At 75.3% G+C, this 18,337-nt stretch carries 16 protein-coding genes; 6 read left to right on the forward strand and 10 right to left on the reverse strand.

All coding sequences use genetic code 11. The features are described 5' to 3' along the window. Positions 1-84: 84 nt before the first annotated feature. The gene (locus ABT263_RS07855; protein ID WP_352288993.1) at positions 85-1,548 is read left to right on the forward strand and encodes a GuaB1 family IMP dehydrogenase-related protein; all 1,464 of its coding nucleotides are present in this window, start codon (positions 85-87) and stop codon (positions 1,546-1,548) included. A gap of 45 nt (positions 1,549-1,593) precedes the next feature. On the opposite strand, the gene ABT263_RS07860 is transcribed toward ABT263_RS07855, so the two are convergent. The 3 genes from ABT263_RS07860 to ABT263_RS07870 all read right to left on the reverse strand — a co-directional run bounded on the left by ABT263_RS07860 (position 1,594) and on the right by ABT263_RS07870 (position 4,189). Beyond that, complete coding sequence (locus ABT263_RS07860) at positions 1,594-2,457, reverse strand: DUF5995 family protein (protein WP_352288680.1); 864 nt, start codon at positions 2,455-2,457, stop codon at positions 1,594-1,596. A 106-nt stretch (positions 2,458-2,563) separates the two neighbouring features. Next, positions 2,564-2,959 carry a DUF3224 domain-containing protein gene (locus ABT263_RS07865; RefSeq protein ID WP_352288683.1) on the reverse strand — a complete coding sequence of 132 codons (396 nt, stop codon included), beginning with the start codon at positions 2,957-2,959 and terminating at the stop codon, positions 2,564-2,566. A gap of 138 nt (positions 2,960-3,097) precedes the next feature. Beyond that, positions 3,098-4,189, reverse strand: a complete 1,092-nt coding sequence (locus ABT263_RS07870) for a PP2C family protein-serine/threonine phosphatase (RefSeq protein WP_352288686.1) — start codon at positions 4,187-4,189, stop codon at positions 3,098-3,100. 121 nt (positions 4,190-4,310) lie between these two features. Here ABT263_RS07870 and ABT263_RS07875 point away from each other — a divergent pair, with 121 nt between their 5' ends. From ABT263_RS07875 to ABT263_RS07885, 3 genes are all read left to right on the forward strand, one after another. Continuing rightward, positions 4,311-5,372: a pseudouridine synthase gene (locus ABT263_RS07875; protein WP_352288689.1), complete on the forward strand. Its 1,062-nt coding sequence runs from the start codon at positions 4,311-4,313 to the stop codon at positions 5,370-5,372. Between the two features lie 72 nt (positions 5,373-5,444). Further along, the gene (locus ABT263_RS07880) at positions 5,445-6,197 is read left to right on the forward strand and encodes an SDR family NAD(P)-dependent oxidoreductase (RefSeq protein WP_329486541.1); all 753 of its coding nucleotides are present in this window, start codon (positions 5,445-5,447) and stop codon (positions 6,195-6,197) included. Beyond that, positions 6,194-7,261: an S-adenosylmethionine:tRNA ribosyltransferase-isomerase gene (locus ABT263_RS07885; RefSeq protein WP_352288692.1), complete on the forward strand. Its 1,068-nt coding sequence runs from the start codon at positions 6,194-6,196 to the stop codon at positions 7,259-7,261. The genes ABT263_RS07880 and ABT263_RS07885 overlap by 4 nt, the downstream gene beginning before the upstream one ends. A gap of 24 nt (positions 7,262-7,285) precedes the next feature. On the opposite strand, the gene ABT263_RS07890 is transcribed toward ABT263_RS07885, so the two are convergent. From ABT263_RS07890 to ABT263_RS07910, 5 genes are all read right to left on the reverse strand, one after another. After that, complete coding sequence (locus ABT263_RS07890) at positions 7,286-7,732, reverse strand: nuclear transport factor 2 family protein (RefSeq protein WP_352288694.1); 447 nt, start codon at positions 7,730-7,732, stop codon at positions 7,286-7,288. Between the two features lie 172 nt (positions 7,733-7,904). Beyond that, positions 7,905-11,531, reverse strand: coding sequence for a SpoIIE family protein phosphatase (locus ABT263_RS07895; RefSeq protein ID WP_352288697.1), 3,627 nt, complete (start codon positions 11,529-11,531; stop codon positions 7,905-7,907). Positions 11,532-11,791: 260 nt separating this feature from the next. Then, positions 11,792-12,976, reverse strand: coding sequence for a thiolase family protein (locus tag ABT263_RS07900; RefSeq protein WP_352288699.1), 1,185 nt, complete (start codon positions 12,974-12,976; stop codon positions 11,792-11,794). A 133-nt stretch (positions 12,977-13,109) separates the two neighbouring features. Continuing rightward, positions 13,110-14,183, reverse strand: coding sequence for a serine hydrolase domain-containing protein (locus ABT263_RS07905; protein WP_352288702.1), 1,074 nt, complete (start codon positions 14,181-14,183; stop codon positions 13,110-13,112). 156 nt (positions 14,184-14,339) lie between these two features. Beyond that, positions 14,340-15,389, reverse strand: a complete 1,050-nt coding sequence (locus tag ABT263_RS07910; RefSeq protein ID WP_352288996.1) for a glycoside hydrolase family 19 protein — start codon at positions 15,387-15,389, stop codon at positions 14,340-14,342. Positions 15,390-15,712: 323 nt separating this feature from the next. On the opposite strand from ABT263_RS07910, the gene ABT263_RS07915 reads away from it, so the two are divergent. After that, on the forward strand, positions 15,713-16,486 hold the full coding sequence (locus ABT263_RS07915; RefSeq protein WP_352288705.1) for a GntR family transcriptional regulator: 774 nt from the start codon (positions 15,713-15,715) through the stop codon (positions 16,484-16,486). A 107-nt stretch (positions 16,487-16,593) separates the two neighbouring features. Here ABT263_RS07915 and ABT263_RS07920 read toward each other — a convergent pair whose 3' ends face one another. Both ABT263_RS07920 and ABT263_RS07925 read right to left on the reverse strand, forming a co-directional pair. After that, positions 16,594-17,013 (reverse strand): HIT family protein, encoded by a 420-nt coding sequence (locus ABT263_RS07920; RefSeq protein WP_352288708.1) that lies wholly within the window; start codon positions 17,011-17,013, stop codon positions 16,594-16,596. Between the two features lie 174 nt (positions 17,014-17,187). Beyond that, on the reverse strand, positions 17,188-17,883 hold the full coding sequence (locus ABT263_RS07925) for an MSMEG_1061 family FMN-dependent PPOX-type flavoprotein (RefSeq protein WP_352288710.1): 696 nt from the start codon (positions 17,881-17,883) through the stop codon (positions 17,188-17,190). Between the two features lie 127 nt (positions 17,884-18,010). On the opposite strand from ABT263_RS07925, the gene ABT263_RS07930 reads away from it, so the two are divergent. Next, positions 18,011-18,316, forward strand: a complete 306-nt coding sequence (locus tag ABT263_RS07930; RefSeq protein WP_352288713.1) for an antibiotic biosynthesis monooxygenase family protein — start codon at positions 18,011-18,013, stop codon at positions 18,314-18,316. Positions 18,317-18,337 lie beyond the last annotated feature (21 nt).

An 18,337-nucleotide genomic window follows, 5' to 3' on the forward strand; every position in this document is an offset into this window, starting at 1 on the left:
CGGGTCAAGGGAGCCATGTGCGTCCACCCGTTCCCGGCCCAGTCCGCACCGCAGGTGTATCTACGACAGCCGGAGAACCTTTCAATGCGCTTCCTCAACTCCCAGACCGGCAGCTACGAAGACCGTTCTTTGGTACCGTACGACCTCACGTACGACGACGTCTTCATGGTCCCCAGCCGCTCCGCCGTGGGCTCCCGGCAGGGTGTCGACCTCTCCTCGAACGACGGCACCGGCACCACCATCCCGCTGGTGGTGGCCAACATGACCGCCATCGCCGGCCGCCGGATGGCCGAGACCGTGGCCCGCCGCGGCGGTCTGGTCGCCATCCCGCAGGACATCCCGACCGAGGTGATCGCCGACGTCATCGGCTGGGTCAAGCAGCGCCACCTGGTGCACGACACCGCCATCACGCTGGCCCCGGGCGCCACCGTCGCCGAGGCCCTCTCGCTGCTGCACAAGCGCGCCCACGGCGCGCTGGTCGTGGTCGAGGACGGCAGGCCGATCGGCGTGGTCACCGACTCCGACTGCCAGGGCGTCGACCGCTTCACCGGCCTCGCCGACGTGATGTCCCGCGACCTGCTGCTGCTGGAGGAGGGCATCGACCCGCGCGCCGCCTTCGACAAGCTCACCGAGGCGCACCGCAAGCTCGCGCCGGTGGTCGACGCCGACGGCCGCCTGGTCGGCATCCTGACCCGCAAGAACGCGCTGCGCGCGACCCTCTACACCCCGGCCGTCGACGCGCGGGGCCACCTGCGGGTCGCCGCCACCGTCGGCATCAACGGCGACGTGGCCGGCAAGGCCAAGGCGCTGATCGAGGCCGGCGCCGACGTGCTGGTGGTCGACACCGCGCACGGTCACCAGGAGTCCATGATCAGCGCGCTGCGCGCGGTGCGCGGGCTCGACCCGCGGATCCCGATCGTGGCCGGCAACGTGGTCTCCGCCGACGGTGTCCGCGACCTGGTCGAGGCGGGCGCCGACATCCTCAAGGTCGGTGTCGGCCCCGGCGCGATGTGCACCACCCGGATGATGACCGGCGTCGGCCGGCCGCAGTTCTCCGCCGTCCTGGAGTGCGCGGCCGAGGCCCGCCGGCTCGGCAAGCACGTCTGGGCCGACGGCGGCGTCCGCCACCCGCGCGACGTCGCGATGGCGCTGGCCGCCGGCGCGTCCAACGTGATGATCGGCTCCTGGTTCGCCGGGACGTACGAGTCCCCGGGCGACCTGCAGACCACCGCCGACGGCCGCCAGTACAAGGAGAGCTTCGGGATGGCCTCGGCGCGCGCGGTGAGCAACCGCACGTCGCAGGACTCCTCCTACGACCGCGCCCGCAAGGCGCTCTTCGAGGAGGGCATCTCGCACTCCCGGATGTTCGTCGACCCGGCCCGCCCGGGCGTCGAGGACCTCATCGACTCGATCGTCGCCGGGGTGCGCAGCTCCTGCACCTACGCGGGCGCCTCCAGCCTGGAGGAGTTCCACGAGAAGGCCGTGGTCGGCATCCAGAGCGCGGCCGGCTACGCCGAGGGCAAGCCGCTGCACTCCAGCTGGGCCTGATCGCGGCGGTCCGGACCGAGGAGGGACCAGGCGCCCGACGCACGGTCAACCGACGGCCGGCCGGTTCCTCGCCACGGGGAGCCGGCCGGCCGTCGGCCGCTCGGGAGCGGGCGGCCCGTCCGCCGGGGGTGCCGCGCCCCCGGCGCGGGGCCGGTCCGGGCCGAGCGGGGTGAGCAGGGCACGGCCGAGCAGGCCGACCGAGGTGTCCAGCGCGGCGGCGAGCGCCGCGGCGGCCGACGGCACGCCGCGCAGCTGCCAGAGCGCGCGGACGGTCGCCCAGGCCGCCTCGCGGGCTGCGTCGACCGACCAGGTGCCCAGCAGGTGCGTCAGCGGCTCGGCCCGCTCCAGGGCGTCCGGCCCGGGCATCAGCTGCTCCCGGACGGCCATCTCCACCCCGGCCAGCAGGTCGTTGACCCGGTGGTAGTCCCCGGCGAGCCGCTCGGGCCCGCAGCCGAGCCGCCGGCAGGTGTCGAGCACGGCGAGCGGCAGGTCGTGCTGGATGTGGGCGTTCATCCCGGCCAGCGCGAACTGCAGCGGGTGCACGCCCCGGTGCGCCCGCAGGGCGAAGAGCGGCCGCCAGCAGGCCGGTACCGGCCGCCCGGCCGCCTCGGCGTCCAGGGCCAGCAGGTAGCGCCCGGCGAAGACGACGTCCAGCTCGGCCATCCCGGCCGGGTCGGCGAAGTACGGGCGGCCGGGGCGGTCCGGGGCGCCGCGTGAGCGCTCCGGGCGCGCCAGCCGGCGGCGCACCGCGTCCGTGACGGTGAGGTACATCCGGTTGAACACCGCCACGCCGTCGTCCGGGGGCAGCCCGGCCCCGATCGCCCGCAGCCGGCCGAGCACCTCTTCGACCGTCCTCGTCGCCGGTGCCCCCGCTCCCGCCCCCGTCACCGAGGCCGCCGTACCGGGCATGCGTCACGCTCCGATGTCGATCGTGCACTGATCGCATCATCGTGACAGCGGCCCGGGTGAACGGTCGGGCGCCGCGCGGAGGCCGGGCCGGTGCGCGCCCGGTCCGTCAGCCCAGCTCGTACTCCAGGGCGTAGGTGTGGCCGCCGTCGTCGTCCACCGACAGCTCGAAGGTGCCGGTGATCCCGGCCAGCTCACCCGCCCCGGTGCCCGCCACCACCCGGATGGCGAGCGGCTCGCCCTGGCTGCCCGGCGCCGCGTGCTGGAGCACGAACGAGCCCTCGCGCCCGTCCAGCTCGCCGGTGAACCGCTCCACCGCGACGTACGCGGCCGGTCCGCCCGCGCCGTCCAGCACGGAGAGCATCCGCACCACGCTGCTGCCGGTCAGGCCGCCCGTGAACTCCTTGGTGATCCGGATCCGGCCGAGCGTGGCGCCCGGCTGCTCGTCCGTCTCCTCCGGCTCGAAGGCGGTCAGCTGGAACGATCCGTGCGTGCTCCGGCCCATGGCACTGTCCCCTCGACGCCGCTGCTCGGCCGGCACCGCGCCGGTCGCGTCCACAGCCTGGCACGGGGGACCGACAACGGCCCGGACGGCGGGCGGTCACCGTACCCAGGCCGGGGCTCACCGCTCCCGGGACGGCGCTCACTGCTCCCAGCGCAGGGCGAGGAGCGCCGCGTCGTCGGTCGGCCCGGCGGCGCCGACCCAGTCGCCCACCTCGGCGAGCAGCGCGTCCAGGACGGCCCCGGGGCCGGTCGCCGGCAGCGCGGCGAGCCGCTCCGCCAGCGGGTAGAACCGGTCCGCGGTGTCGCGGGCCTCCGAGACGCCGTCGGTGTAGAGGATCAGCAGGTCCCCCGGGAGCGGCTCGAAGCCGCCCGCCCGGTAGTGCCCGCCGATCAGCCCGAGCAGGCCCAGCGGCGGGGCGTGCAGCGGCGGAGCCAGCTCGGTCACCCGGCCGGCGCGGCGCAGCAGCGGGCGCGGATGCCCGCAGTTGACGAAGCGGGCCGGCCCGCCGGCCGGTGCCACGTCCAGCAGGAAGGCGGTCGCGAAGCGCTCGTTGACCCGGCGCTCGGACAGCGCGGCGTCCAGCCGTTCCGCCACCCGGACCAGGTCGGGCTCGGTCCGCGCGGCCTCCCGGAACACGCCCAGCACGTCCGTGGCGGTCTCCACCGCCGGGAGCCCGTGGCCCTGGACGTCCCCCAGCAGGATCCGGATCCCGTGCGGGGTGTCCACCACCTCGTAGAGGTCCCCGCCGATCCGGGCCTCGGCCGCCGCGGCGGCGTACCGCACGGCCACCCGCAGTGGTCCGATCCGCTCCGGCGGCGGGCGCAGCAGGGCCCGCTGCGCCGCCTCGGCCACCGTCCGGACCTGGGTGAGTTCGCGCTCCCGGGCCGCCACCAGGACGACGTTGGCGGCACTGGCCAGGGTGGCGGCCAGGACGGTGATCAGCGCGGCGAGGTGCACGGACAGCGGCAGCCCGCTGTTGCTGAGCTCCAGCAGCACCACGGCGGCGGTGGCGACCGCCCCGGCGAACAGGGGCACCCGGGCCGAGCGGGTGATCGCCCCCGCCAGCATCGGCGCCACCGCGAGCACCGGGGACAGCGTCGTCCCCGGCCCGGTGATCAGGTCGGCCACCACCGCCGCGACCAGCAGCAGGAACGCGCAGCCGAGCAGCCGCTTGGCCCGCCGGGGCAGGCGCAACGCCGGCAGCACGTCCTCCGGGCCGTCTCTGGTCACGCGTACACCTCCGGTGGGCGGGGCCCACTGTCCACTCTCCACCGGCCCGGCCGTCCCCGGCACCTCGGGCATCCGGCCGGGCCCCGGGAGCCGCGGGGGCCCCGGTTAGGGTGGCGGTGAGATGAGACGCAAGCGCAAGGCACCGACCGCACCCCTCCCGCAGCGCCGCGGGGTGGACCCGGTGCACCTGCGGCTGCCCGCCGAGGGGCCGTGGCCGACGGTGCGCGCCTACCTGGCCGAGCGGCTGCCGACCGTCGACCCGGCGCGGATCGACGCGCTGCTGCGCGGGCGCGAGATCGTCGGCGTGGACGGCCCGATCGGGCCGGAGGAGCCGTTCCGCCCCGCCGGTCACCTCTGGCTCTACCGGGACCTGCCCGCGGAGGTCCCCGTCCCGTTCGAGCTGGAGGTGCTGTACCGGGACGACCACCTGGTGGTGGTCGACAAGCCGCACTTCCTGGCCACCACCCCGCGCGGCCGGCACGTCGTCGAGACGGCGCTCTCCCGGCTGCGGCACGGGCTCGACCTGCCCGCGCTCAGCCCGGCGCACCGGCTGGACCGGCTGACGGCGGGCCTGGCGATGTTCGTGGTGCGGCCGGAGGACCGGGGCGCCTACCAGACGCTCTTCCGGGACCGGCTGGTGCGCAAGGAGTACCAGGCCGTCGCACCGCACGATCCGGCGCTCGCGCTGCCCCGTACGGTCCGCAGCCACATCGTCAAGGAGCGCGGCGTGATCGCGGCGCGGGAGCTGGACGCCCCGCCCAACAGCGAGAGCCGGATCGACCTGGTCGAGCACCGGGACGGTCTGGGCCGCTACCGGCTGCGGCCGCTCAGCGGGCGCACCCACCAGCTGCGGCTGCACATGAGCGGACTCGGGGTGCCGATCCTGGGGGATCCGGTGTACCCGGTGGTGCTGCCCGAGCCGGCCCCGGACGACTTCCGCCGGCCGCTGCAACTGCTCGCCTCCGTGGTCGAGTTCACCGACCCGCTGACCGGCCGGCCGCACCGCTTCGAGACCCGCCGCACGCTGGCCGCCTGGGCCGATCCGCAGTCCTGGGCGGCCGCCGACGCGCCGGTCCCCGCACCCCGTCCGGCTCGGGATCCGGACCGGGGCTCCGACGAGGACTCCGACCGGGACACCGACCGGGACCGGGACCACGGCCCGGGCCTCGGTCCGGCGATCTAGGCCGAACGGACCACCGGCCCCCCGGCCTGCGGTCCGATCCGCACCGGACCGCCCCGGAGCGATCGTGGTGCCATGAACGCACCTCAGCACACCGCAGGATCCGCCGCCCCCGTCGCCGTGGTCACCGGTGCCTCGCGCGGCCTCGGCCGGGCGCTGGCCCGGGCGCTCGCCGCCGACGGCTGGCAGCTGGTGATCACCGCCCGCGACGCGGCCGAACTCTCCGCCGTCGAGGCCGAACTGGCCGCCGTCACCACGGTGGTCGCACCGGCCGGCTCGGTCGTCGACGACGGCCACCGGGCCCGCCTCGCCGAGGCGGCCGCCGGCCTCGGCGGAGCACGGCTCCTGGTCAACAACGCCGGCACGCTCAACGGCTCCGACACGACCGACGTCCCGCTGCCCCGCCTCGCCGACGTCCCGCTGCCCGATCTGCTGGAGACCTTCGAGGTCAACGCCCTGGCGCCGATCGCGCTCACCCAGCTCGTGCTGCCCCAGCTGCGCCGGCACGGCGGGGCCGTCCTGAACATCAGCTCGGACGCGGCCGTCGAGGCCTACCCCGGGTGGGGCGGCTACGGCGCCAGCAAGGCGGCACTGGACCAGGCCTCCGCCGTGCTGGCCCGGGAGGAGGAGGCGGTGCGGGTCTGGGCGGTGGACCCGGGCAGCATGCGCACCCGGATGTACCAGGACGCCTGCCCGGGCGAGGACATCTCCGGCGAGCCGCTCCCCGAGACCGTGGTGCCCGCGCTGCTCGCCCTGGTGGGCGGCAGCCGGCCCTCCGGCCGCTACCGTGCCGCGCACCTCCCGGCAGGTGCGCGGGCCGCGCGATGACCGCCGCCGCGGACCCCGGGATCGACGTCACCGTCCCGCCCGAACTCTCCGCCCGGGCCCCGGCGGAGGCGCGCGGCACCGCCCGCGACGGCGTGCGGATGCTGGTCGGCCGCCGGAGCGGGCCGGCCGTCGGGCACCGCCGCTTCACCGAGCTGCCCGAGGTGCTGCGCCCCGGGGACCTCCTGGTGGTGAACAACTCGGCGACCCTGCCCGCCGCGCTGCCCGGCCGGCTGGCCGACGGCACCCCCGTGGCGCTGCACCTCTCCTCGGCCCGGCCGGACCGGCGCGGGGCCTTCCTGGTCGAGCTGCGCCGCCCCGCCCCCGGCGCGGCGGCCGCCTTCTGGCCGCCGGAGGAGTCCCCGGCCCGGCCGGGGCTGCGGGTGGCGCTGCCGGGCGGCGCCGCGGCCGACCTGGTCGAGGCGTTCACGCCCCGGCTCTGGCACGCCCGACTCGCCCTGCCCGAACCGCTGGTGGCCTACCTGGGCCGCTACGGCAAGGCGATCCGGTACGGCTACGTGGACCGGGACTGGCCGATCGAGGCCTACCAGACGGTCTTCGCCACCGTTCCGGGCAGCAGCGAGATGCCCAGCGCCGCCCGGCCCTTCACCGCCGGGGTGGTGGCCAGGCTGGCCGGGCGGGGCGTGCTGGTCGCGCCGATCACGCTGCACACCGGTGTCGCCTCGCCGGAGGCGCACGAGGCGCCGTACGCCGAGTGGTTCCGGGTACCGGCCGCCACGGCCCGGCTGGTCGGCCACGTCCGGGCCGGTGGCGGGCGGGTGATCGCGGTCGGCACCACCGCCGTCCGGGCCCTGGAGTCGGCGGTCGGGCCGGACGGGAGCGTCCGGGAGGCCGAGGGCTGGACCGAACTGGTGGTCACCCCCGAGCGCGGGGTGCGCGCGGTCGACGGCCTGCTCACCGGCTGGCACGAGCCCCGGGCGTCCCATCTGCTGATGCTCGCCGCGGTGGCCGGCCGGCCGCTGCTGGAACGCTGCTACGCGGCGGCCGTCCACGAGCGCTACCTGTGGCACGAGTTCGGCGACGTCAACCTGCTGCTGCCGGACTAGGCCCGGCCGGGCGGCGGCCGGCCGTCAGCCGGCCGCGGGCGCGAAGAGCGTGCGCGCCGCGTGGTCGGTGTCGAGGTACTCGCGGACGGCGGTGATCAGGCCGTTCTCGACGGTGAAGACGCCCAGGCACCGGTTGTGGTACGCGGCGCCGTTGGCCGCCGTCCCCCGCGCGGTCCACTCGGCGACCACCTGCGGGCCGTCGGCGAGCAGACCGGTCAGCGTCACCTCCAGGGGGGTGCCGGGCGCGAACAGCGTGCCCACCGAGCCGAGGAAGTCGTCGAGGATGACGGTCCGGCCGCGCCAGACCCCGGACAGCGGCAGGTCGCCCGGGTAGGACCAGGTGGCGTCCTCGGCGAACGAGGCCGCCGCGGTGGGCAGGTCGCCCTCGGCGATGGCGGTGACGTAGCGCTCCACGACGGTGCGGGGGTCCAGCGGGTTCACGACGGCTCGGTTCACGACGGCTCGGTTCACGACGGCTCCTGGGTTGCGGTCCGGGACGGTCGCCGGGCCCCTCGCCCGGCCGCGCCGTCCTGTGGGACCAAGCCAACCGCCCGGCCGCCGGGCGGGCCAACAACCCGGCGTGGGCGGCGACAAGGGTCGGTTGTCGTACCAGGCCGGGGCGGGTGCGCGGCCGGGGGAGGAGCTACCAGGGCCGGCTGCCCGGCGGCAGCTCCAGCTCGAACCAGACCACCTTGCCCTCCGGGGTGCGCCGGGTGCCCCAGCGGTGCGCGAGTTCGTTGACCAGGTGCATGCCGCGCCCGCCCTCGTCCTCCTCCCGGGCGCGGCGGATCCGCGGCGACTCGCTGTCCCGGTCGGCGACCTCCACGGTGAGCACCCGGTTGTGGAACAGCCGCAGCTGGACGGGGGATCCGGCGTGCACCAGCGCGTTGGTGATCAGCTCGCTGGTGAGCAGTTCGGTCCAGTCGGCGAGCGCGCCCAGGCCCCAGCCGGTCAGCGTCTCCCGGGTGAAGCGGCGGGAGTGCGCGACCATCGCGTGGTCGTCGCTGAGCGAGAGGGTGGCGATCCGGTCGGTGCCGGTCGGCCGGGCCTGGGCCAGGATGATCGCGATGTCGTCCTCGCTGGTGCGGCCGGTGAGTTGGGCGAGCACGGCGTCGCAGGTCTGCTCCAGCGTGCGGTGCCGGTCGCCGACGGTCCGGCAGAGCAGGTCCAGGCCCTCGTCGAGGTCGCGGCCCCGGCGCTCGACCAGGCCGTCCGTGTAGAGCGCCAGGATGCCGTCCTCCGGGAGCGTGAACTCGATGCTCTCGAAGGGGACCCCGCCGACGCCGAGCGGTGCGCCCGGGGGCAGTTCGACCAGCTGGGCCCGGCCGTCGGCGTCGGCCACCACCGGCGGCAGGTGGCCCGCGCAGGCGGCGGTGCAGCGCCGGTCCACCGGGTCGTAGATCACGCAGACGCAGGTCGCGAACTGGCCCTCGCCGATCTCGGCGGTGGCCTCGTCGAGCCGGTGCATCACCCGTTCCGGGTCGAGGTCGAGGGTGATCAACGTCCGTGCCACGGTGCGCAGCTGGCCCATCGTGGCGGCGGCCCGGATGCCGTGGCCCATCACGTCGCCGACCACCAGCGCGACCCGGCCGGAGGAGAGCGGGACGATGTCGAACCAGTCGCCGCCGACCTCGCTGACCACGCTGCTGGGCAGGTAGCGGTAGGCGATCTCCAGGCCGATCGCGCGGTGGATCTCCTGCGGCAGCAGGCTGCGCTGCAGGGTGAGCGCGGTGTCCCGTTCGCGGCGGTAGAGCCGGGCGTTGTCCATCGCGAGCGCCGTCCGCGCGGCCAGCTCCTCGGCGAGGGCGCGGTCCGCCGGCCCGTACGGCACCGGGTTCCTGGTCCGCAGGAACTCCGCGCCGCCCAGCACCATCCCGCGGGCCAGCAGCGGCACCATCAGATAGGAGTGCACCCCGGCGTCCAGGCCCGGCTGCACCCGGTCCGGCGCGGCCACGATCCCGCGCAGCGCCGTCTCGTCCACCTCCGAGACCAGGATCGACCGGCCGGTGCGCAGGCTCTGCGCGTACACCTGGGCGGACTGCGAGGTGGCGCCCACCTGGTCGGCGGCGGCCGCCATGGTGCCGTCCGCGCCGGCCTCGCCGACGGCGACCGCCCGCATCAGGACGGAGCCGTCGTCCGGCACCGGGCTCGGGTCCTCGCCGCCGAGGACCGCGTCGCGCAGGTCGACGGTGACGAAGTCGGCGAACCGCGGGATCACCACCTCCACCAACTCCTCGGCGGTGCGGTGCAGATCGAGCGTGGTGCCGATCCGGGTGCTCGCCTCGTTGAGCAGGGAGAGCCGCTGCTGGGCCGCCCAGGCCTCGTCCAGGGCGCGCTGGCGGGCGGCGGCCGCGTCGCGCTCCCGGGTGAACAGCAGCGCGTTGTCGATCGAGACGGCCGCCCGGACCGCCAGCTCTCCGGCGAGCGCCAGGTCGTCGTCCTCGTACGGTCGTTCGACCACCGTCCGGTAGAAGGCGGCGACGCCGACCGGCGAGCCGCGGGCGATCAGCGGCACCACCATGAACGAGAGGACGTTCTGCTCCCGCGCGGCCGCGGTGCGGACGGGGTCGTCGGCGAACCAGGCCATCCCCTCCTCGTCCATCCGCGGCACCAGCACCGGTTTGCGGTGGGCGAGGCTCCACGCGTACGGCGAGCCGGGCGCGAACCGCTGCACCCCGCCGGTGCGGTCGATCGGCTCCAGCGTCGAGCCGTGCGCCGAGTGGAACGCCATCCGGCGCAGCACGGCGGAGCCGTCCGCCGGGGCGCGGACCTCGCGCTCGCCGCGCACCAGGTCGTCCAGCACCTCCACCACCACGGTGTCGGCCAGCCGCGGCGTCGCGACCTCGGCCAGCTCCTTCGCGGTCTGGGCCAGGTCGAGGGTGGTGCCGATCCGCGCCGAGGCGACGTTGACCAGGGCCAGCCGTTCCTGCGCGGCCTTCGCCTCGCGCAGCGCCTGCTGGCGGGCGAGCACCGTCTGGTGCTGGCGCAGGTAGAGCCGGGCGTTGTCGATGGCGACGGCGGCCCGCGAGGCCAGCTCGTCACCGAGCGTGATGTCCGCCTCGGCGAACGCCTCCCGCTCGCCGCGCCGGGAGTACACCACCATGCCGAGCGTGGTGCCGCGCGCCACCAGCGGGGTGATCCGCACCGAGCGGGGCCGGTCGCCGAGGTAGGCCTGTCGGCGGCTCTCGGTGATCGCCGAACTCAGCGGCGGCAGCTCCCAGGACGGCGTCACCACCGTCCGCCCGGTCGCCAGCGCCCTCCCGTACGGGGAGTCCGGCGACAGCTCGTACACCGAGTCCACCGGCAGTGCCTCGGCGGGGTAGAGCGGGTCGGTGGTGGCGAGCGCCAGCCGGCGGACCAGGTGCGGGACGGACGGGTCGAGCGGCTCCACGGTGCGCCCGGCGACCAGGGCCTCCAGCGCGAACACCCCGCTGATGTCGGCGACCCTGGGCACCATCGCGTCGGCCAGCTCCCGGGCGGTCTGCCGCAGGTCCAGGGTGGTGCCGATGGAGGCGGTGGCGTCGACGAGCAGCGCCAGCCGCTCCTGGGCGCGGGCGGCCCGGGCGTCCGCGCGGAACCGTTCGGTGATGTCGATGAGCGTCGAGCTGACCCCGAGGACCTCGCCGCCCGGGTCCTCCAGCCGGAAGTAGGAGGCCGACCAGGCGTGGTCGTGCGTCGGGTCGCCGGGGGTGCGGCCGTGCGAGCGGGCGTCCACGACCGGATCGCCGCTCTCCAGCACCTGCCGCATCACCTCCTCGCTCTCGGCGCCGTTGATGCCGGGCAGCAGTTCGGTGAGGCGGTGGCCCAGGTGCGCCTCGGCGGGCAGGCCGTTGACCCGGGCCAGTGCGTCGTTCAGCCGGACGAAGGCCAGCCGGCTGTCGTACACGGCCATCCCGACGGGGGACTGCGTGAAGAACCCGTCCAGGACGGCGAGGTCCGCCTGGATCCGGCGCAGCGTCGTGACGTCGGACGCGACGGCCAGGACCAGCGGACTGCCGCCGGGGCCGGAGATCGGGTGGGTGCGGAACTCCAGGTTCACGTAGTGGCCGTCCCGGTGCCGGACCGGGAAGACGCCCGACCAGCCGCGCCCGTCCACGATCTCCTGGAAGAGCTCCAGGACCTCGGGCCGCTGGTCGTCGGTGGCCAGCAGCTGCGCGGCCAGCGAGCCGATGGCCTCCTCGGCGCTGTAACCGAGCAAGGCCTCGGCGTCACTGCTCCAGTGCAGGATCCGCCCGTCCGCCTCGATCAGGGCGGTCGCGATCGGGACCATCAGCAGGGCGTCCTGACGCGACCCCCCGGCGTCCTGACGCGACCCCCCGGCGCCCGGGCGCGGCCCCTCGGAGCCGCCGGTATCACGTTGCTCGTTCACCATGGCCAGAGAACCGCCCGGAGATCGTTTCTGCCAGCCCTGCCATCTTCCCACGGCCCCCGCACCCCCGCCCCGCGCACTCCGCCGGGGCGCCGCCGCCCGCCCTGCCCCGGCCGCACGCGGCGGGACGCGGGCGCGCCACCGCGGTCGGTCCCGCGAGGTCAGTCCAGCGCCTCCAGGACGGTGGCGTTGGCCAGGCCGCCCGCCTCGCACATGGTCTGCAGGGCGTAGCGCGCGCCGCGCCGGCGCATCGCGTGCACCAGGGTGGTCATCAGCCGGGTGCCGCTCGCCCCGAGCGGGTGGCCGAGCGCGATCGCGCCGCCGCTCACGTTGACCTTGGCCGGGTCGACCCCGGTCTCCTGGAGCCAGGCCAGCACCACCGAGGCGAACGCCTCGTTCACCTCGAACAGGTCGATGTCCGCCGGCGAGAGCCCGGCCCGCCGCAGCACCTTCTCGGTGGCGGGGAGCACGCCGGTGAGCATCAGCAGCGGGTCCGAACCGGTCACCGCGAAGGAGTGCAGCCGGGCCAGCGGGCGCAGGCCCAGCCGGGCGGCCGTCTCGCTGCTGGTGATCAGCACCGCCGAGGCGCCGTCGTTGATCGGGCTGCTGTTGCCGGGCGTCACCGACCACTGGATCTGCGGGTACCGCTCGGCCATGGCGGGGTCGGTGAAGGAGGGCCGCAGTCCGGCGAGCACCTCGGGCGTGCTGCCCGGACGCACCGACTCGTCCCTCGTGACGATCCCGGCGGGCGTCGGCACCGGGGCCAGCTCCGCCTCGAACCAGCCGGCGGCGTGGGCGTGCGCGGCCTTGGCGTGCGAGTCGAGGGCGAAGGCGTCCATCGCCTCCCGGGTGACGGACCACTTGGCGGCGATCAGCTCGGCGCTGACGCCCTGCGGGATCAGCCCGCCGGGGTAGCGGGCGTTGATCGCGGCGCTGAACGGGTCCGCGCCGGGCGGTACGTTGGACCACATCGGCACCCGGCTCATCGACTCGACGCCGCAGGCCACCACCAGGTCGTACGCGCCCGCGATCACGCCCTGGGCGGCGAAGTGGACGGCCTGCTGGGAGGAGCCGCACTGCCGGTCCACGGTGGTCGCCGGGACGGACTCCGGCAGACCGGCCGCCAGCCAGGCGTAGCGGGTGGTGTTCATGGCCTGCTCGCCGACCTGGTCGACGCAGCCGCCGATCACGTCGTCGACCAGGGCCGGGTCGATCCCGCTGCGTCCGACCAGGGTCCGGAGGGTGTGCGCGAGCAGTTCCACCGGGTGGACGGCGGAGAGCGAGCCCCCCGGTTTGCCCTTGCCGATGGGGGTGCGGACAGCTTCGACGATTACGGCGTCACGCATGACGGCCGCCTTCCTCTGCGAGGGGCTCCGGGCGGTCGGGCCCGGGGCACGAGGGTAGTTGGAAAGCCGAACCCACTATAGGGGAGTGGGTTTGGAAATCCAACCATTGAATCTCGTCCGTCCTCGGGTCCGGTCAGGCGGCGGCCTCCGGGCATCGGCTCTGCAGGGTCCGCAGCAGGGCTATGCCGCCCGGATCGACCGAGCGGCGGGTGTTGGCCAGGGCGATCACGCCCACCTGCTTCTCGGGGTCGAAGGCGACGAAGGAGCGGAAGCCGCCCGTCCCGCCGTTGTGCCAGATCTGCAGGTGGCCGCCCTGGCGGGGGTGCAGCCGGTGGCCGAGCCAGCCGAGGTGCACCCAGGCGAACGGGTTGACCCGGTGCTCCACCTCCCGGGTGAGGGCGATCGCCGGCGCCAGGGGCTCGCCGCCGTCCGTGCCGCAGGCCAGCTGGGCCCGGAGCAGTACCGCCAGGTCGGCGGCGGTCGAGCGGAGCCCGCCGGCGCCGGCGAGGTCGGCCAGCTGCCAGCCGGGCACCGGTCGGCGCCCGGGCGTGTGGCCCTGGGCGAGCCGGCCGGCCCGCTCCCCGTTGACGCGGATCACCGTGTCGGTGAGCCCGAGCGGTTCGCAGACCTCCCGGGTCACCAGCTCCTCGTACCCGGTGCCGGCCCGGTGGGCCAGCGCCAGGCCCAGCAGCCCGGCGCCGAGGTTGGAGTAGCGGAAGCCCCGCCCGGGCGCGGCCCGGGGTCTGGTCCGGGCGAGCCCGGTGAGCAGCATGTCGGAGGTGCAGCCGCGGTACGGGTCCGGCTTGTTCGGGCGGAGCAGTGCGGGCAGCAGCATCCCGGCGGGCAGCCGGGGCAGGCCGGAGGTGTGGGTGGCGAGGTGCCGCAGCGCGATCGGCCTGCCGCGCCTGGCCGGCACGCTCACCCCGGCCGGCAGGGCGCCCGCCAGGACGTCCGCCAGCGGTTCGTCGAGCGCCGTCGAGCCGTCGAGCGCCATCCGGGCCAGCGCGAGCGAGGTGAACACCTTGGTCACCGAACCGATTTCGAAGACCGTCCGCGGGCCGGGCACGTCACCGGGCCGGTCGGCGGCGGTGCTCCCGGCGCCCCGGATCTCCACCGCGCCGCCGGCCAGGCCGGCGACCACCACGCCGACCTGCTGGGTCGCGAGCCGGTCGGCGGTCTGTTGGACAAGGCTGCCAAGGTCGTTCATGGCTTCGAGCCTAGGTGTCCGGCGGAGCCCGGTCGTCCGCCCGGACGACGATTCCCGCCCCCGCCGGTCCTCCGTCAGGAGTACGCCCCGCTGCTCCCCCTGATGTGCGGGGAGAGCGGCGGGGCGTAGCGGGGCGGAGTCGCCCCTGGCGTGGCGTCAGCAGCCCAGGTTCGGGCCCGGGACGGTGCCGAGGATCTGGGTGAAGGACTGGTAGGCGTTGATCCGGCTCTGCACCTGCGCCGGGTTGCCGCCGTTGCACTCCAGCGAGCCGTTGATGCTGCGGATCGTCTCGCCGAAGCCGGCCCCGTTGACCATGGCGTTGTGCGGGGTCATGGTGCCCGGGCCGGTCTGGGTGTTCCAGTACCAGAGGGCGGTCTTCCAGGCCACCGCCGGGTCGGTCTGCACCAGGCCGGGGTTGTGCAGCAGGTCGATGCCCAGGGCGTCGCCGGCGGCCTTGTAGTTGAAGTTCCAGCTCAGCTGGATCGGACCGCGCCCGTAGTACGCGGCCTGCCCGGCCGGGCACCCGTACGGCTGCGAGCTGTCGCAGTAGTGGGGGTAGTTGGCCGTGTTCTGCTCGACCACGTAGACCAGCCCGCCGGTCTCGTGGTTCACGTTGGCGAGGAAGGCCGCGGCCTCCTGCTTGCGGACGGTGTCGCCGCCGGTGTTCGCGAAGGCCGGGTAGGCGCTGAGCGCGTCGAGCAGCCCCTGGTAGGTGTAGAAGGAGTTCCGGTTCGGGAACATCTGGTTGAACTGCGCCTGGCTGACCGGGAACCCGCCGGGGTTCGGGGTGGTGGGGGTGGTCGGGCCGCAGCTGTACGGCTCCCAGTACCAGGTGCTGATCACCGGGTCGTAGCCCGGGTTGTCGTGGGTGGCCCGGTAGTACCCGCCGTTGGTGTAGCGGACGATCGCGCCGGTGGTGTACGCGCGTCCGGCGACCCAGTCCGGGTAGACGCAGCCGCCGGGGGTCGGCGTCGGGTCGGTCGAGCCGCCGCAGGAGCCCTGGTCGGCCCAGACGCCGGTGCCGGCGGTGCTCGGGGTCTCGTTCTGGGTCCACCACTTGGCGGACCAGTTGTGCCCGTTGTAGGAGACGGCCGCGCCGCCGGTGTACGCGGTGGACGCGTTCCACGGCGTGGCGCAGGCGGCCGCGTTGGCCGCCGAGGCGGGCAGCAGCAGGAACACGGCCAGCGCCGTGACCAGCGCGGACATCAGTGCGAGCAGGCGTTTCGTTGACACTTGATCACCCCTTGTGCGGTGGGGGCCGCACGGTCGTGGAGGGAGGTGGGTCGTGACAGGGAGCGCGCGGCCCCGCGGTGTGCGGCGCGTCGTGGGGGACGGGCCGCCCGAGGTGCGGCCGACCGGGATGCGGCCGGGAGAGGTGCGGTCCGGCCGGGGGTACGGGCCGGTGCGGGCCGTGCGGGGTTAACCCCAGACTCAAGCGGAATGGTCTATACCTGTCAAGGGCATGGCGGGGGTTCGGCGCGAATTCGGCCGGAACCGGACGGTGCCGCGGAGTCTGCGAGGATGGCGCCATGGAAGAGACTCCCGGGCCGGCCGCCCCGGCCGGTCCCGGCGCGCCGATCAGGTCGGGCATCCCCGACCACGGTCGGGTGCCCAAGTACTACGCCGTCAAGGGCCGGCTGGAGGAGTTGCTGGACGAGCTCGGCGAGGGCGGCGTGCTGCCGACCGAGCGCGATCTCGCGGCCCGCTTCGAGGTGGCCCGGGAGACCCTCCGCCAGGCGCTGCGCGATCTGCTGATCCAGGGCCGGGTCCGCCGCCGCGGCCGCAGCACCGTGGTCGCCGGGCCGAAGCTGGAGCAGCCGCTCTCGCTGGCCAGCTACACCGAGGGCGTCCGCCGCCAGGGGCGGCTGCCCGGCCGCAACCTGATCGGGCTGGAGCGGTTCGCCGCCGATCCGCTGCTCGCCGGGCAACTGGCCATCGCGGTGGGGGAGCGGGTCTGGCACCTGGAGCGGGTGCTGCTCGCGGACGGCGAGCGGGTCGGCCTGGAGAGCACCTACCTGGCGGTGGCCCGGGTGCCCGCGCTGGACCGGGAGTTCGACCCCGGGGCGTCCTTCTACGCCTTCCTCCGGGAGAAGGCCGGCATCGAGTTCGGCGGGGCCGACGAGCGGATCGAGACGGTGCTCGCCTCCCCGCGCGAGGCGCTGCTGATCGGCACCCCGCCCGCCCTGCCGATGCTGCTGCTCCACCGGCTCACCAGGGACGCGGACGGCGTGCCGCTGGAGCGGGTCCGTTCGCTCTACCGGGGCGACCGGTTCAGCTTCACCACCCGGCTGGAAGCCGGCTGACGCCCCGTCCGGGGGCCCGGCCCCGCCGCACCCGGCCCCGCCGCGCCCGGCCGCACCGCGCCCGGGCCCCCGGACGGCCCGGCGGACCCGACGCCCGGGCCGTCCGGCTACCCGGGCGCGGTGAGCGCGGCCCGCAGCCGCTCGGCGACCGCCGCCGCGGCCGCCTCGTCCGGGTACTTCCCCCGTGGCCAGAAGAAGCCGCGCAACCCGTCCTTCGGATTGCGCGGCACGACGTGCACGTGCAGGTGCGGCACCGACTGGCTGATCCGGTTGTTCGCCGCGACGAAGCTGCCCGCCGCCCCCAGCCCCAGCTCCACGGCGGCGGCCACCCGCCGCACCCGCAGGAAGAACGGCCCCACCTCCGCCGCCGGCAGGTCCGCCAGTGTGCGGTGGTGGGCGCGCGGCACGACCAGGACGTGGCCGGGGAAGAGCGGACGCCGGTCCAGGAAGGCCACCGCCGCCTCGTCGTCCAGCACCCGGTGGGCGGGCTCCTCGCCCGCCACCACCGCACAGAAGACGCAGTCCATCCGTCCATTCAAGCCACCACCCGCCGGCCCGGCACGCCCGCGGACCACGCATCCGCGCCGCTTCACCCGTCCGGCCGCCGACGCGAGCGTGGTGGACGTCGGGGCCGCGGTCCGAGCCCGGCACGAGTGGGCGGGCCGACGCCGCGCGGTGCGGGCCGGCCCGGCCGGGCCCGACTACTCGTACCGGTAGAGCAGCGACTCCCGCTCGGTCTCCTCGATCATCTCGATGGTCAGGCCGGGATCGCGCAGGTGGGACAGGGTGACCTCGGCGGAGCTGGGCTGCTCGTCCGTGCCGAGCCAGTTCTCCGGCTTCCAGGCCGAGCCGCGCAGGAACGCCTTCGGGCAGTGCGCGTACACCTCCTCCACCGCCACCACGACGGCGCTGCGCGGCGGCTTGCCGACCGCCGTCAGCTGCTCCAGCAGCCGCGGGTCGGTGGAGACGCAGGCGCGCCCGTTGACCCGGAGCGTGGTGTCCCGGCCCGGCACCACGAAGAGCAGCCCGACCCGGCCGGTCTCGATGATGTTGTGCAGGGTGTCCAGCCGCTTGTTCCCGGTGGCGTCGGGGATGGCCAGGGTGTGCTCGTCCAGCACCGACACCAGCCCGGGCGGCCCGCCGCGCGGCGAGACGTCGCACCGTCCGGCCGCGTCCGCGCTCGCCACGAGGACCAGCGAGGAGCAGGCGATCAACTGCCGCGCCGGCTCGTGGAGGTGGTCCACCTGCTTGCGGCGCGCGTGGTCGCCGGGCTGCTCGTAGACCTCCCGGAGGTCCGCCGCGGTGCGCAGCGCGTGGCCGCCGAGGGCGGCGAACAGGCTCTCCGGCGCCTCGGGCGGGGTGCTGGACGGAACGGCGGTCTCCGGTGTGGTGGTCATACCGGGAATCTAGCGAAGCTCGTCCGGCGGCCGGCGCCCTGGTCCTGTCCGGGGAGCCACCGGACCCTCCCCACCAGCGGCTCCGCGCCGATAATGGGGCCAAGGACTTTCGCGGGAGGTGGTGGACGTGATCGTCAGGATTTGGGCCGGGCAGGTCATGGCCGGACACGTCGAGGAGTTCTGCGCGGTGCTCGCCACGCAGGTGATCCCCCAGCTCGGCCGGACCGACGGCTGTCTGGGCGGCGAACTGCTGCGCTCGGTGACGGAGGACGGCCACCGGGTGCTGGTGCTCAGCCGGTGGCGCGACGAGGAGGCGCTACGCGGGTACGCGGGGCCGATGTGGCGGATCCGACCGGTCTGGTCGGAGGGCGAGCTGCGCTACCTCGCGCACCCGCCCGAGGTCAGCCACTTCACCCCGGTACCGGCCACCTGAAACGCCGCCCCGCCCCGGAGC

It is taken from the genome of Kitasatospora sp. NPDC001603 (assembly GCF_040298365.1).
Classification (GTDB): domain Bacteria; phylum Actinomycetota; class Actinomycetes; order Streptomycetales; family Streptomycetaceae; genus Kitasatospora.